A 14,212-nucleotide genomic window follows, 5' to 3' on the forward strand; every position below is an offset into this window, starting at 1 on the left:
ATGGGAGGAAGCAGTCACGGCAACGGTCATGTTGGAGCGCAGTGCTTTCAGCACGAAGATGTGGCGAAGCGCACGACGGGCTTCGTGCTCACGCGCAATTTGCACGAGATCATTTTTGCTGGGTGGGACTAAACGTGCTCTCCGCCGACTCGGTGTGCATGGCGGGACGTAGCTCCCTCGCAGCGAAACCCCGCGCCGAAGATGAGGTGCCCTTGGACGGCCGACCGGCGAGGAGCGGTAAGCCAACCCGCCATCTTGCTCGCACGGACCGATGCACTAAAGTGTGTCCAGCAGTCTTTTCGCTTCCATGAGATCGGGTGTGTCGAACCCTTCAGTGAACTCGTTGTAGATCGAAGCGAGAAGAACTCGACCAGCGTCGGGACGGCTGCCCTCATCACGCCACAACCGGGCGAGGCTGATCGCAGCCCGCAATTCGAATGACCTGGCTTCCTGATCGCGTGCGATTGCAAGCGCCTCCTGAAAATGTCGCTCGACCTCGGACGACGGTGCGCCCTGCATCTGCTGTAGTTCGCCTTCCACTCGCCGGAGCTCCGCCTCCCACATGTGCTCGTCGGTACGCACTCCGAGTTCCCGGGCCTCCTCGAGGGCGGCCAGGCCTTCGTCGGGACGGTGCTGCTGCAGGAACGTTGCCGCCAGCATGCACAGGTATCGGCTCTGATACCAACTCACACCCATTGCAAGGCGCTCCGTGCAACTCCGGCGCATCAGCGCAAGACCCTCTTCGCCCGCTCCCGCCTGCGCCATCGTCCAGCCCCTGAGGATCAGACCGCTCAGCCGGAAGTAGCGCAGGTTGTGTTGATCGGCGAGATCGACGATTGCTTCGGCGTGAACGCGCACCGCGCTCATGTCGGAGCGCAGTTCGTCGAGTCCTGCTCCACCGTAAATTTTCACGTGAGTCGTGAGCGTCGCCTGATTCAACTCGGTCGCGTAATCGAATGCTTTTGCTTGCCAGCGTCGCGCCTGCTCCGGGTACCCGAGAATCCAGTAGATGACCGGTAGATAGGCGAGCGCGTAGAACTTCGGATCATGGATGTAATGCACGGGCTGAGGGCGATGCCGGCTCGCGTCATAGATGCGCAGGATCGTCTCGAATGCGGATCGGGCCTCGACGAAGCGCCCAAAGTAGATGGCGTTCAGCCCGGCCACCCGGTATCCGGCGAGCTGAAGCGCTTCATCGGCCATCTGCGCGGACGTGCGCCGTGCCTCGTCGGCCAGTTGCCGCATCATGTCGTGATCGCCACGCACGAAGTGAAAGGCCCATTGCCCGCTGAGCGTCGCCAACAGGGCGCCGGCGTCTCCGAGTCGTTCGCCCAGGATACGCGCACGCTCGAAGGCCACGCCTGTTTCCGCGCCCGCGTAGCCGTAGACAGCAATCAACGGCGTTCCGATCGTGCTCTGTATGGTGAGTTCCTGACGATCACGCTCGGGACTCTCCGGAAGCTTTCTCACCGACTCGAGCGCTCGGGAAAGATGCCTGATCGCCTCCAGGTTCGCCGAGCTTTCGGCGCTTTTCTTTCCCGCCTTGAGCCAATAACCCGTGGCACGATCCGGCCGTTGCGCTTCGGAAAAGTGGCGTCCCAGCACCTCCGGCTCGCGGACCACCCTTTCCGGAAAGCGCTGTTCGAGCGCCTCGGCGATCCGTGCATGCAATTCCTGGCGGTTCCGCCGTAACAGGGTGCCGTAGGCGGCATCTTGCAACAACGCATGTTTGAAGAGATAGGATGCCTCGGGCGGCGCGCCGCGGCCGAAGACCAGACCCGACGCGACGAGTTGATTCACGCCCGCGCGCAACGCCGGCTCGGATAGCGAGGCCACCGCAGCCAGCAGATCATACGGAAACTCTCGCCCGATCGCCGCGCCGATCTGAGCCAGTTCCTTCGCCTGACCGAGCCGGTCGAGGCGTCCCATAAGGGACGCGTGCAAAGTGGCCGGAATAGTGCGAGCCGGCAATCTGGACAGCGTATTTGCGGCTTCGAGCCCATCGAAGCCTGCTTCAACTACGGCCTTCGTCAACTCCTCGACAAAGAGTGGAACCCCATCCGTGCGCTCGACGATTTCACTGACTACCTCTGGCGGCAGCACCGCGTTGCCCGCAATCGTCTCGACCAGTGCCGAGACATCGCCCTGTTCGAGCCGACGCAATGCCATCATCGTAACGTGAGGCTGGCCGACCCACGGCGGGTCGAATTCAGGCCGGAAAGTCATCAGAAGCAGCACGGGCAATTGGCGGATAAGCTCGACCGTCCGATCCAGCGCCTCGAAGCTCGTCGGATCGATCCAGTGAATGTCCTCAAAGATGTGCACCACGGGTTGTTGTCGAGACAGACCGTCGAGTTGTCGCAGAAGCGCGTCGATCGTCCTCTGCTTGCGTTGCGGCGGGCTGAGACGAACTTCCGGATACCGTCCGATATCGCGCAGCAACAGCAAGTCGGCAATGAGACGCCGGTCTTCCGGCGTGGCCGTAGCGCGCGAAAGCAGCGCGTCGAGCTTATCGACCTTCGAGCGCGCATCGTCGTCGCGCTGGAAGGCCGCGGCCCGTTCGAGTTGGTGAATGATCGGATAAAACGCGCTATCCACATGATGCGGAGAACAGAAATAGCGCAAGCGGGTGTGCGGTTCCTCGCCGATCCTTCGAAGAATCGCAGCGGCCATGCGCGACTTGCCGATCCCCGCCTCGCCGGATATAAGTACCACCTGGCCACTGCCGCTCTTTGCCTTTTCCCATCGACGAAGCAGCAATCGTGTCTCCTCGTCGCGCCCGACGAGCGGCGTGAGGTCCGTCGAATGAAGCGCTTCGAATCGACTATCGATGGCGCTCAATCCGATAACCTGGAATGCCTGAACAGCTTGTGCAAAACCTTTGACCTGCACTTTCCCGAGGTCGCGGTATTCAAACAGGTTTCCGAGAATCGAACGTGTCTGCGGCTCGATGACAACCGCGTCAGGCTCGGCCAGGGCTTGCATTCGAGCCGCCAGGTTGGGAGTCTCGCCAACGATGCCGCGCTCTTGAGCTTCACCCGCTCCGATCAGATCGCCGATGACCACAAGCCCGGTCGCGATGCCGACGCGCACCTGAAGGCGGCCGGGAGCGTGACCCGGCGCCTTGAGAGAGCAGACCGCCTCGATGATGGCCAGGGCGGCCCGCACTGCCCGTTCAGCATCGTCCTCGTGCGCCCGAGGATAACCAAAGTAAATCAGGACGCCATCACCCATGTACTTCGCGACGAAGCCGCTGAAAGCGCCGACCGCATCCGCAACACATGTGTGATACGCGTTGATCACATCATGGAGATCCTCGGGGTCGAGCCGCGTAGCGAGCGCCGTTGAGCCGACGAGATCGCTGAACATCACCGTGACTTGCCGCCGTTCCGCCGACTGCGATGTCAGCACGGTTGCTTGCGCCGCCGTTGCCGGCACTTCGACACATGCAGTGGATGCGCCGACATTCAGCCGGCTACCGCATCCGCCGCAGAACTTCGCGCGCGGCGAATTCGGATGCTTACAAGACGGGCACTCGACCGGCAGGAGTTCACCGCACTCCACGCAGAACTTGTTGCCATCGAGCACGATGGCTTTGCAGGATGGACATTCCATAGGCCACCTGATTTTTCAGGTCGTTCCCCGAGAACCGAAGGGACCCGCTGAAGGCGCGTTTCCCCGCGGTAACTCTTTGATCGGTTGAGCGTCCAACTCGGCCCCACCGCCTCGTGCCCGGCGTTATCGCCTGTCGCTTATTGCGCGGCGTTCCACGTGTGCGCGGTTGTGCGCCATTTTCCATCGGCTCCCTTGGTCATCACCTTCACCAAAACGCCCTTATAGGGCGTCTTCTTCCCATCCTTCTCCGCAACGGCCGTCCAGTTCGCGGTCTCGTACATCACGTTGCCGACCCGACGTGCCTGCACGACGTCGATCGTATGCTCATGCACGCCGGCGTCGAAGTAGCTCTTGAAGAGCTTCTCGATATCGGCGCGTCCCTGAACGGTCGTTCCGTTGCCGGGCGAGATCACCGCCTTCTCGTCATACATGGCGGCGAGCCCGTGAGCATCTCCCTTGTTGAAGGCCGCGTTCCAGGCCGTGTTCGCCTGATCGACCGCCTTGTCGTGCTGCGCCAGCGCCGGTTGCGAAGCTGCAAATGCCAATACGGCGCATGCGGCGAATCCTCTTGAAAACTTGTTCATCTTGTCGCTCCAAATGGCCAAAGCGCAGAACCGGACGACGCGTCAGGGCTCGTGCCTAGAGGAAATCCCTATGCTCGCATTCGGCTCGCGCCAGTAAGCCTTTCAATGCCAGTCGCCCATCTGCGCGACGAGTATAGAAATCTTACGTTTCCGTAATCAATTAACTCGGAGATACACGATGGAAGGTAGCGCCGGGCCGGCAGCTTTACAGAGTGCCGCCCGACCGCACGCTCGGCGGTATGACGACACGGCCGACGTGGTCGAGGTCGATCCCTTTGACCCGCCTCCAGCCTCGCTGAAATTGGCTGAAGATGGCCGAGTCTATGATGAGAGTGTCTATCTGAACGCGTTGAGGAAGCGTGGCTCCCCGCTGCTCCTGCACGCGGCGTCTAATGAAACCCTCGGATGTCTACCTCAAGTCACTTGACGGACCGGCTCAGGGCATGTTGCGGACCTTCGGCGCGACTCTCCGTTAGGTCGGCAGTAGGGGGCCTTCGGACATCACGCTTGATTCACTCGCAAAGTCCGGCGTGGAGCGGTCCGAGCAAACATACTCGGCGTTCAGGCGTTTGGCATCGACTGCCGTCCCTCCCTAAATCTGTCGCATGATCTCGTGCGCGATCGTGTGCAAAGGCACCGCACGTTCGACGCCACCTCGTTTGAACGCCTCCTGCGGCATACCGAACACGACGCATGTCTCCTCGTTCTGGGCGATCGTCTGCGCCCCGCATTCTTCATTTCGAGCATTCCTGCCGCGCCGGTCATGACCACGCCGAGCGCATTCGCGCCCGCGCTGCGGGCGACCGAGCGAAACAGCACATCGACCGAAGGACGATGGCGATTCACGAGCGGCCCATCCACCACCTCGACGAAGTACTGCGCGCCGCTTCTGCGCAGCAGCATATGACGGCCCCCCGGAGCGATCAGCACCTGTCCGGGCACCACGCGCATGTTGTTCTGCGCCTCTTTCACCGACACCTCGCAGATGCTATCCAGTCGCGCGGCAAACGCGGCGGTGACCCGACAGATTCGTTACGACGTCCGCAGTGGGAAAACCGGGCTCGAAAATCAGCGCGTAGACCTCCGGGGCGCTCAGATGTTTGCCCGCCTCGACGAGCCCGCGCTCGATCGCCTTCGCGAGGATCTTGTCGCGATCGAGGCCGCACCCGTCGTCGCTGACTTCAATCACGATACTGCCTGAGTCGTGATACGCATTGAGCGTGACCGTGCCGCGCGCCGACTTGCCGCGCTCGATGCGCGCCGCCACCGGATCGATGCCGTGATCGATCGCGTTGCGCACCAGATGCAACAGCGGATCGCCGATCTTCTCGACGAGTGTCTTGTCGAGCTCGGTGTCCTCGCCGCTGGTGCGCAATTCGTTGTCTTTGCCCAACTCGCGCGCGACGTCGTGCACCACGCGCTGAAAGCGGCTGAAAGTGGCGCCGATCTTCACCATCCGCAACTGCAACGCGCTGTCGCGTACTTCCTCGACGAGATTTGCGAGCGTCGACGTGCTTTCCTGCATTTCGATATTCGACGAGCGCCGCGCGACCAGCGACGCGCCCGCCGTCACGGTGATCAGTTCACCGACGAGGTTCAGGGAAGAACCAGCTTCTGCACCACGGCCAGCAATTGCGTCGGATTGAACGGCTGACCATCCACGCCTTCGCGCCCGCCGCCTGGCCTTCGCGCTTCTTGTCGTCCTGCCATTCGGTAGTCAGCATCACGATCGGCGTGAAGAGGTATGCCGGCAACTGCTTCACCGCCTTCACGAAGCTGATGCCGTCCATGTTCGGCATGTTGACGTCGCTCACGATCAGATGAACCTTCTGACCGGTCAGTTTCTTTAGCGCGTCGGCCCCGTCCGAGCCTTCGGTGACTTCATAGCCCGCGCCTCGCAATGCAATGCTCACGACCTGGCGCAAGGAAGCCGAGTCGTCGACAATCATGATGGTCTTTGCCATGAGTATTTCGATGTGGTTTGAAACAAGATACTGAGAAGGGGTGCCTGGAAGAAGGTGACGTCCTCGACCGCACCAACTTGCGCACCGCCCCCGGCGGCGCAGCTATGCGTCGCATGTTCGTCGACCGTCGCGTATGTCGTCTGCCGTTCAGCGAGCAAGTTCTCGCTGTCCACCGCCTCAAGCACGCCGAACTGTTCGAACGTCTGGCGGATTTCGATCACGCGCGGCGCCGTGCGCTCGATGTTCTCGCGCACATAGGTCATGCGCTGACTGACGCGATCCTGGAACTGCAACTGCACCAGCGATTCCATGATTTCGCCTTGAATCGCGAAGCTTTCTCGCGTCAGCGTCTCGGTCGAGCTTTCGAGTTCGTCGAGCACGCTGCGGAAGTTGTCGAGCACGCCGTTGATCGCGACCTGCGACGCGCCGATGGAACTGGCCTCGCGCTGCGCCGACGCTTCGGCGGAGCGGCGCGCACCGTCGATAGCTGCGACGATCACGCCGACCCTGGTCGCCATCTGACGCCCGGTCTCGCCGGACATCGCCGCGAGCTTGCGCACTTCGAGCGCCAGCACACCGAAACTGCGGCCCGCGTCACCGGCGTGGGCTGCCTCGATTGCGACGTTGATCGCGAGCAGACTGGTCTTCGACGCGATTGCGGCTACTTCAGCCGCCATCGCATCGAGTTCCTGCGCGAAGCGTCCGAGGCTTTGCACTTCATCCTGCGTCGCGCGATTGCTCGCCATCGCTGCCGACAACGACCCGAGTACCGGTGATAGATCGCGCTCGCTCTGGGCGAGTACGCTCGCTGCCTGGTCTCGGCCGCTTTCCGCGGCGGACGTGCCCAGCGCCTTGTCGAGCCGCTCGACGATCGCCGCGAAGTGGCCCGTGGACGCGCTCACCGCGCTTTCCATCTGCGCGCGCGAGTCCTCGATATGCGCGCTCCAGACGGGCAACAGGACGCTGCGCAATTCCGACGTGCGTTCGACGTGCGTGGCTACTTCGCTGCGCAGTGCCGCGAGTTCGGCCGTGCGGCGACAATCTGCGAACAGACTCAACGCGAGCATCGCGCATGCGACAGCGAGCGACCAGCCATTCACCGTGCGAATGCCCGCGGCCCACATCGCGGCCACCGCTACGAATGTGATGGCCATGCATTCATGGTGTGCAATAAGGGATGCGACGCGGTGCTGAGACAACGACGTGGCAAACAGGGGAGACATCCAAGGACTTCCATTTCTTTTAAGCAACGGGTGTATTTCCGTACGCTGCCAAGAAACCGAACGGTCTTTAGGATGTTTTTACCCCGACCGGAAGGAGTTGTCGCAATTTTTTCCGCCTCCTTCAAAGGCCGCGAGGAATCGCTTCCTCGACGTCTGGGTAACTCAACGGCTGAATGGGCGCGCATCGACAACGACGCCCGCCCTGCCCACCAGTAACCTCCGAAACGCGGCAATTCACGTCGACGCCCGCGTCGTCTCTTCAGCATCCCCCACACGCTGCCGATAAACACGCATCTCCCAGCGCCACTGCTTACACAATGACCTGCGACTCCTCCGAAAGCCCGCTCAAAGCCGCCTTCCTGCGCCACGAAGACTCCCTCGCGCCGCCCGACCATGCGTTCGGCGAGGACGATCACGCCGTCTATCGCACGCTGCTCGAATCCACCAAGGCAATTCCCTGGAAGATCGACTGGGCGACCATGGAGTTCGCCTACATCGGCCCGCAGATCGAGGCGCTGCTCGGCTGGGCGCCGTCGTCGTGGAAAACGGTGCAGGACTGGGCCGAGCGCATGCATCCGGACGATCGCGAAGCGGTGGTCAACTTCTGTGTTTCGCAGTCGCAGGCGGGCACGGACCACGAGGCCGACTACCGCGCGCTCACCCGTGACGGCGGCTATGTCTGGCTGCGCGATGTCGTGCACGTCGTGCGCCGCGAAAATGGCGATGTCGAGGCGCTCGTCGGCTTCATGTTCGACATCAGCGAGCGCAAGCGCAGCGAGGAAAAGCTCGCGCAGTTGCAGAGCGAACTGGAACGCCTGTCCTTCAGCGACAGCCTCACGGGCGTAGGCAACCGCCGCCGCTTCGACGACGTGATGGCGCGCGAATGGGAAGCCGCGACTGCATCCGGCAAGCCGCTTTCGCTCGTCATGATCGACATCGATTTCTTCAAGTCGTACAACGATTACTACGGTCACCTGCAAGGCGACGAATGCCTGAAGCGCATCGCGCGCGTGCTCGGCGCGGCAGCGGGCCGGCAACACTTTCTGGGCCGCTTCGGCGGCGAGGAATTCGCGCTGATCCTCGCCAATACCGACGCCGAAGCCGCCATGCGCATCGCGGAGCGCTGCCGCGCGCTGATCGCCGATGAAGCGATCGCGCACGTGCGCTCTCCGCACAACCAGCAGGTGACGGCGAGTTTCGGCGTGGGCACCGTCGTGCCCGGCGAGCGCATCGACGTGACGACCTTCATCAATCTGACCGACGCGCAGCTTTATCAGGCGAAGGACAATGGCCGCAATCGCATCGCCGCGGTCGATCGCGCGGGCATGCACGGCGAAGGCTTCAAGGCGCAATCGCGCTGACGCAAGCTCGATTCGACTTCAGACGCGCCCGCTCACCGGAATCGCCGCGCCCGTGATGCATTGCGCCTCGGGCGAAAGCAGGAACGCGATGACCGCGCCGAGCTCTTCCGGCTTCACCCAGCGGGAGAAATCGGCGTCGGGCATGTCGCGGCGATTCGGCGCGGTATCGATGATCGACGGCAGCACCGCGTTCACCGTCACGCCTTTGTCCTTCAGTTCTTCGGCGAGCGCCTCGGTCAGGCGCAGCAGCGCGGACTTTGATGCCGCGTACGCGCCCATGCCCATGCCCGCCTTCAACGCGGCGAGCGCGCCAATATTCACGATGCGTCCGCCTTCGCCCAGCGAGGAAAGCGCCGCCTTCGATGCATTGAGCGCGGTTTTCACATTGACGTCGAACATGGTTTGCCAGGTATCGACGCTGCCGGCGGCAATCGTCTCCCAGTTGAAGGCGCCCGCGACGTTCACGAGCGCGTGCAGGCCGCCGGTCTGCCGCACGATCTCGTCGATGCCCTTTTGGGCCGATTTCGCATCCGTCAGATCGATGCCGGTGACGACGCACGCCTGGTCCAGCGGCGCGGCCAGCGCCTCCGATGCCGCTCCGTGACCGATCAGCGCGACGCGCGCGCCGCGTCCGGCGAGCACGCGCGCTGTCGCGAGTCCGAGACTGCCGAAGCCGCCCGTGACGGCGACGATCCTTCCTTCCAGACTGTTCATCGCGTTCCCGCTCCGGTTGAATGACGCCAGAGAAAGGATAGGACGGAAAGCAGCGCGCCAGCAGGATTAATTGACGTCGCCGCCGCCGGCAGCGGACGGCGCATCGCGCCGCCATCAGGCGTCGATCTTCCGCGCCTTGAAGCGTTTCGTGATGCTATTCATCGCGAGCGGCTTCGAAAGCTCGCGCCGAAAGCCGCCATCCTGTCGTCGGCCGACAAACGACCGGAAGCATCGCGCCACGCTATTCAGCCAATACCGAGTGCGCCTTTCCTGCCGGTTGCGCGCGGCCTTCGACCGGCGCGCGTCCCGCGAGCAGCCGGACAGCCACCGAGACGCACAGCGCGAATCCGCCCGCCACCGCGAGCGCCGCCGAAAAGCCGCTCGCGAAACTCGCGCGCGCGATGCTCAGGACGGCTTCGCCGCCCGCTCCCGCATGCGCGAGATCGCCGGAGAGAAGGCGCGAGAGGAACACCGCGTCGAGCATGCTGCGCGGATCGTCGAGACTGCCGGCGTGGATCTCCAGCGCGGCGTGCGTCCGGCTGGCGAGCACGGCGCCGAGCACGCCCACCGAGGCGACGATGGCGGTGAACCGCGTCGTCGTGCTGATGCCCGACGCCATGCCGGTGCGGTTCGTCGGCACGCACGCCATGATCGCCTTTTGCGTGTCGCCGTTGAGCACGCCAGCGCCGAGTCCCGTGACGATCATGCCGAGCGCGGTCAGCCCATAGCTCGACATGCCCGCGAACCACGCCGTCAGCAGATTGCCCGCGCCGATGGCCGCCAGCCCGAGCGACAGCAGCGTCATGCCCGGCACGCGCCGTCCGAGCGCCGCGCCGATGTGCGGGCCGATCACCATCGCGATCGCGAACGGCAGCATGCCGATGCCCGCGCGCACCGCCGGCATGCCGAACGCGTTCTGCAAGTAGAGCGGCAGGAACGTCATCATGACCTGTGCGCAGGCTGCGTAGCCGAACATCGCGAGCACGGCGGCGACGAAGCGCGGCTGGCGGAACAACGCGAGGTCGATCATCGCGTGGTCGCGGGCGCGTTGCACGCGCACGAAAATCGCGAAGAGCGCCGCACAGGCCGCGAGACGCGCCTCGGTGCGCCAGTTCGCCCAGCCGTCGGCCTGCGCGTCGATCAGCGCCCAGATGCCGAGCGCGAGCGCGGCGGCGAAGAGCGCGCTGCCGGCCAGATCGAGCGGCCCCGCTTCGCGGTTGCGCGATTCGCGCACGCCGCGCCACGCGCAAAAAGCGAGCAGCGTGCAGATCGGCAGGTTCATCAGGAAGATCCAGCGCCAGCCGGCCCACTGGGTGATGACGCCGCCGACCAGCGGCGCGATGGTCGTGGAGACGCCCATGCACGTGCCCCACACGGCCCACGCGCGGGCGCGGGCCGCGCCTTCGTGAAAAGTGTTGGCGATGATCGCGAGGGCCGATGTCAGCAGCATCGCCGCGCCGACGCCCTTCGCCGCTCGTGCGAGGTTGAGCGCCAGCGCCGACGGCGCGAGCCCGCAGCCGAGCGACGCCAGAAAGAACGCGGCCAGCCCCGCGATCAGCATCTTCCTGCGGCCGACGCGGTCGGCAAGCGCGCCTGCGGGCAGCAGGCACGCGGCGAACGCGACCATGTACGCGCTCACGACCCATTCGACATCGGCGAAACCGGCGTGGAAATCGCGCGCGATGGACGGCAACGCCACCGCGACGACATTGGTGTCGAGCGTGATCAGCGCACAAGTCGCGGATGCGGTGAGCAGGACGAAGCGGTCGGATTTATCGGACATGACGGATGCGCGGCTAGGAATTGTCCGTCGATGCTAAAGGCGTCTCTGTTTCATGTCATTGGCATAGAATCGCTGAATAATTATCGAAATCGTAAATACAAAATGTCCGTCGAATTGCGTCATGTGCGCTGTTTTCTGAGCGTTGCGCGACATCTCCACTTCGCGCGCGCGGCGGAAGAGCTCGGCATCGCGCCGCCCGCGCTCACCAGGCAGATTCAGGAAGCGGAACGTCTGCTCGGCGTGCGGCTGTTTCATCGGACCAAGCGTTCGGTCGCGTTGACGGCCGCCGGCGAGGCCTATATGAACGAAGCCGTGAGCGCGCTCGAACATCTCGCGCGCGGCGCCGAACGCGCGGCGCTCGCGGAGCGCGGCGAACTGGGCCGGATCGTCATTGGTTATGTCGGGTCGGCGGTCTATTCCGGCGTGCTCCAGGCGACCGTGCGCGGTTTTCGCGAACGCTTCCGCCAGGTCGAAATCGGCATCGACGAAATCGTCATGCGCGACGCGGGCGCGCTGCTGATGGAAGGCCGCATCGATATCGCCTACGTGCGGCCGCCCGTGCCGTTTCCCGAAGGCGTCGAGACGCGCGCGGTGCATCGCGATGCGTTCATCGTCGCGCTGCCCGGCGATTCGCCGCTGGCGAAGTCGGAGCTGATCGCGCCGGCGCAACTGCGAAATCAGTCGTTCGTCGTGCCCGAGCAGGAAGGCGGTACGCTCGAAGTCGCGCGGCGCGGGCGCTTCACGCCGCGTATCGTCGCGCAGCCGGGCACGCTCGCGGCCGTGCTCGCGCATGTGTCGCTGGGCGGCGATGTCGCGGTCGTGCCGCGCTCGCTCGCGCATTGCGTGACGGTGCCGGGCGTCGAGTATCGGGAAATCGCGGGAAAGGCGGTGCCCTCGGAAGTGGCGATGGCGTTCCGGCGCTTCGAGCGCGCGGCGGCGGTCAGGGCATATCTGGAGTTTGCCGCGAGCGCGTAGCCGTGTGATATGCCCGGACCACCGCCGACGCGCGTTCGCGCAGCGCCTCATGGCCGAGCTGCATGGCGTCGAGCATCGCTTCCTGCAATTGCCCGACCGGCACGACGCCTGGCGCGCCTGCAATGTCCCACGTCGACGCGTAAGCCTCCTGCTTGCGCGCATCCGCGTGACTGAAATTCACGCGCGGCAGGCCGTACGCCATCGCGACGATCCGCCCGTGCAGGCTGCTGCCCGCGAAGCCCGCGCTCGATGCGATCAGCGCGCAGATATCCCACGCGTTCAGTGACTCGAAGACCCGCACGGCGGCATGCCGCATGCGCCGCGCCGTGCGTTCGTACACCGCGATGTCGTCGTGCCACGGCGCCGCGCCCGCGCGAAACAGCGCGATGCGAAGGCCGCTCGCTGCACCCAGCGAATCCAGTTGACGGGCGATGTCGTCGAGCGTGCGGTCATCGCCGAAATCCGCGCTGAACTGGACGGCCAGATAACCGCGTGGGAAAGCGCGCCGCATTTCCGCGACGGCGCCCGCCTGCGCATGCGCGGCTATGCGTTCATCGAAAAGTTCGGCGATCAGCGCTGCCGGGTCGGGGCTCAGGCGCGCGTCGATGCCCGCATGCTTCAGCGTGGCCTGCGTGTGCAGGTCGCGCACGGTGATGTCGTCGGCAGTTCGCAGTTTGGCGAGCACTTCTTCGCGCAGCGCGGCTTCGCGGGCATCCAGGGTCACGCCGCCGATCGCGTCGAAACGGATCGACGCCGCGCGCGGAAAGGTCTCGCGGCCGATCACGTAAGGCGCGCGCGCCTCCGTGCCGAGCACGGCGCGCGCCCACGCGCGGCGGTCCTCCGCATGCGCTCCGTAACGGGCGATGCACGACTGCGTTTCGTCGGGCCGCGTCAGCATGATCGCCGCTTCCCATGCGTCGCAGGTCAGAAGTTCGCCGCCGGCGTGAATCAGCGTGATGGGCTCGTCGCGCCAGCGCGCCGCGACCGACGCAAGCGCCGCGACCGCGTGACCGCCGCACGCGCGCAGGTCGCGTTGCGCGCATCCGGCGAACACCGGTTCCTGCCGCGGCGCGCGTTGCGCGAGCAGGCGCGCGGTGACATGCGCGAACAACATGTCGCCGAAATTGTGACGGTCGAATGCGCCGAAGACGATGGTTTGACGCTGCGAAGCGGTAGCCAGGAGGTCTCCTTTCGAAAGACCTCGAGCTTACTCCTGACCCGCAGTAACGCCCGATGGCGCGCCGATCTCGCGCGTGGGATGTTCCCCCGCTGCGTCTGCACCAGTCCCATCAACCGGGCGAGCGCGGGAGAATGCGTGTAGCTTGCGAAACGCGTGAGACTCGTCCGAGCCGCGCTGCGTTGTTGTTTATCGCGCGCGCGATTTCCCTGAACCGCGGGCTCAACCATCGCATCATTCGTGACCATTTGCGCCGAACCACGCCTTTCGATAAAGACATCGCTACGCCATGGCCAAACCCTCTTCGACCCGCCGCCCGCCCCCGTCCGGGCCGAAGCCGTCAGGCGTCAAGCGCAGCGGCCTGCTGCACGGCTTCTTCGCCCTGCGTCATTCGCGCGATGGAATCGTCGCCACCTGGCGCGAGGAAAGCGCGTTTCGCCAGGAGGTCTGCGCCGCTGTCGTGTTGCTGCCGATTGCGTTTGTCGTGCCGGTGAGCACCACCGAGCGGGTGCTGCTCGCGAGTTCGGTGCTGCTCGTGCTGCTCGTCGAGCTGATCAATTCGAGCATCGAGGCCGCCATCGACCGGATCTCGCTCGAGCGCCATGAACTCTCGGGGCGCGCGAAGGACTGCGGCAGCGCGGCCGTCACGATCGCCATCGTCATCGGCTTGATGAGCTGGGGCATGATCTGCGGGCCGCTCGCGTGGCAATGGGTCCGTGCCCATTGGTGAGGAGCCCTGTCCGGCAGCGCTGATTTATCGCAGCGCCTGCGCTCACGATCAACTCATTCTCCGCGATCAGACTTCCCTCACACGCT

The 14,212-nt window shown here is 64.4% G+C and carries 9 protein-coding genes and 3 pseudogenes; 3 read left to right on the forward strand and 9 right to left on the reverse strand.

Annotation, left to right across the window (positions count from 1 at the left end; translation table 11 throughout):
* Positions 1–276: 276 nt before the first annotated feature.
* The 6 genes and pseudogenes from AWB79_RS32670 to AWB79_RS32695 form a co-directional block, all read right to left on the reverse strand.
* A complete protein-coding gene (locus tag AWB79_RS32670) occupies positions 277–3,615 on the reverse strand; it encodes an adenylate/guanylate cyclase domain-containing protein (RefSeq protein ID WP_061171589.1) in 3,339 nt (1,112 codons plus the stop codon).
* 137 nt (positions 3,616–3,752) lie between these two features.
* Positions 3,753–4,199 (reverse strand): YybH family protein, encoded by a 447-nt coding sequence (locus AWB79_RS32675; RefSeq protein WP_232471091.1) that lies wholly within the window; start codon positions 4,197–4,199, stop codon positions 3,753–3,755.
* Between the two features lie 592 nt (positions 4,200–4,791).
* Positions 4,792–5,222 (reverse strand): annotated as a pseudogene (locus AWB79_RS38615) (chemotaxis protein CheB); the annotation flags it as partial.
* Positions 5,218–5,799: pseudogene (locus tag AWB79_RS32685) on the reverse strand (chemotaxis protein CheA); the annotation flags it as partial. The pseudogenes AWB79_RS32685 and AWB79_RS38615, both read right to left, overlap by 5 nt.
* Positions 5,796–6,163, reverse strand: a pseudogene (locus AWB79_RS32690) (response regulator). The pseudogenes AWB79_RS32685 and AWB79_RS32690, both read right to left, overlap by 4 nt.
* The gene (locus tag AWB79_RS32695; RefSeq protein ID WP_061171593.1) at positions 6,145–7,317 is read right to left on the reverse strand and encodes a methyl-accepting chemotaxis protein; all 1,173 of its coding nucleotides are present in this window, start codon (positions 7,315–7,317) and stop codon (positions 6,145–6,147) included. The pseudogene AWB79_RS32690 and the gene AWB79_RS32695 overlap by 19 nt, the downstream one beginning before the upstream one ends.
* Before the next feature lie 386 nt (positions 7,318–7,703).
* Here AWB79_RS32695 and AWB79_RS32700 point away from each other — a divergent pair, with 386 nt between their 5' ends.
* Entirely contained in the window at positions 7,704–8,747 is a 1,044-nt protein-coding gene (locus tag AWB79_RS32700) for a GGDEF domain-containing protein (RefSeq protein WP_061171594.1), read from the forward strand.
* Between the two features lie 18 nt (positions 8,748–8,765).
* Here AWB79_RS32700 and AWB79_RS32705 read toward each other — a convergent pair whose 3' ends face one another.
* Both AWB79_RS32705 and AWB79_RS32710 read right to left on the reverse strand, forming a co-directional pair.
* The gene (locus tag AWB79_RS32705) at positions 8,766–9,461 is read right to left on the reverse strand and encodes an SDR family oxidoreductase (RefSeq protein ID WP_061171595.1); all 696 of its coding nucleotides are present in this window, start codon (positions 9,459–9,461) and stop codon (positions 8,766–8,768) included.
* Positions 9,462–9,702: 241 nt separating this feature from the next.
* A complete protein-coding gene (locus AWB79_RS32710) occupies positions 9,703–11,244 on the reverse strand; it encodes an MFS transporter (RefSeq protein WP_061171596.1) in 1,542 nt (513 codons plus the stop codon).
* 102 nt (positions 11,245–11,346) lie between these two features.
* Between AWB79_RS32710 and AWB79_RS32715 the strand changes: the two genes are divergently transcribed.
* Positions 11,347–12,219, forward strand: a complete 873-nt coding sequence (locus AWB79_RS32715) for a LysR family transcriptional regulator (protein ID WP_061171597.1) — start codon at positions 11,347–11,349, stop codon at positions 12,217–12,219.
* Here the strand turns inward: AWB79_RS32715 and AWB79_RS32720 are convergent.
* A complete protein-coding gene (locus AWB79_RS32720; RefSeq protein ID WP_082862543.1) occupies positions 12,185–13,333 on the reverse strand; it encodes a polysaccharide pyruvyl transferase family protein in 1,149 nt (382 codons plus the stop codon). The genes AWB79_RS32715 and AWB79_RS32720 overlap by 35 nt on opposite strands.
* 352 nt (positions 13,334–13,685) lie before the next feature.
* Here AWB79_RS32720 and AWB79_RS32725 point away from each other — a divergent pair, with 352 nt between their 5' ends.
* Positions 13,686–14,126, forward strand: a complete 441-nt coding sequence (locus AWB79_RS32725) for a diacylglycerol kinase (protein WP_061171599.1) — start codon at positions 13,686–13,688, stop codon at positions 14,124–14,126.
* The last annotated feature ends 86 nt before the right edge of the window (positions 14,127–14,212 follow it).

Origin of the sequence: Caballeronia hypogeia (assembly GCF_001544875.2) — a bacterium.
Classification (GTDB): Bacteria; Pseudomonadota; Gammaproteobacteria; order Burkholderiales; family Burkholderiaceae; genus Caballeronia; species Caballeronia hypogeia.

Bases quoted from the DNA above. Each gene is read 5' to 3' on its own strand.
- AWB79_RS32670 (WP_061171589.1), bottom strand. From the start codon at position 3,615: ATGGAATGTCCATCCTGCAAAGCCATCGTGCTCGATGGCAACAAGTTC.
- AWB79_RS32675 (WP_232471091.1), bottom strand. From the start codon at position 4,199: ATGAACAAGTTTTCAAGAGGATTCGCCGCATGCGCCGTATTGGCATTT.
- AWB79_RS32695 (WP_061171593.1), bottom strand. From the start codon at position 7,317: ATGGCCATCACATTCGTAGCGGTGGCCGCGATGTGGGCCGCGGGCATT.
- AWB79_RS32700 (WP_061171594.1), top strand. From the start codon at position 7,704: ATGACCTGCGACTCCTCCGAAAGCCCGCTCAAAGCCGCCTTCCTGCGC.
- AWB79_RS32705 (WP_061171595.1), bottom strand. From the start codon at position 9,461: ATGAACAGTCTGGAAGGAAGGATCGTCGCCGTCACGGGCGGCTTCGGC.
- AWB79_RS32710 (WP_061171596.1), bottom strand. From the start codon at position 11,244: ATGTCCGATAAATCCGACCGCTTCGTCCTGCTCACCGCATCCGCGACT.
- AWB79_RS32715 (WP_061171597.1), top strand. From the start codon at position 11,347: ATGTCCGTCGAATTGCGTCATGTGCGCTGTTTTCTGAGCGTTGCGCGA.
- AWB79_RS32720 (WP_082862543.1), bottom strand. From the start codon at position 13,333: ATGTTGTTCGCGCATGTCACCGCGCGCCTGCTCGCGCAACGCGCGCCG.
- AWB79_RS32725 (WP_061171599.1), top strand. From the start codon at position 13,686: ATGGCCAAACCCTCTTCGACCCGCCGCCCGCCCCCGTCCGGGCCGAAG.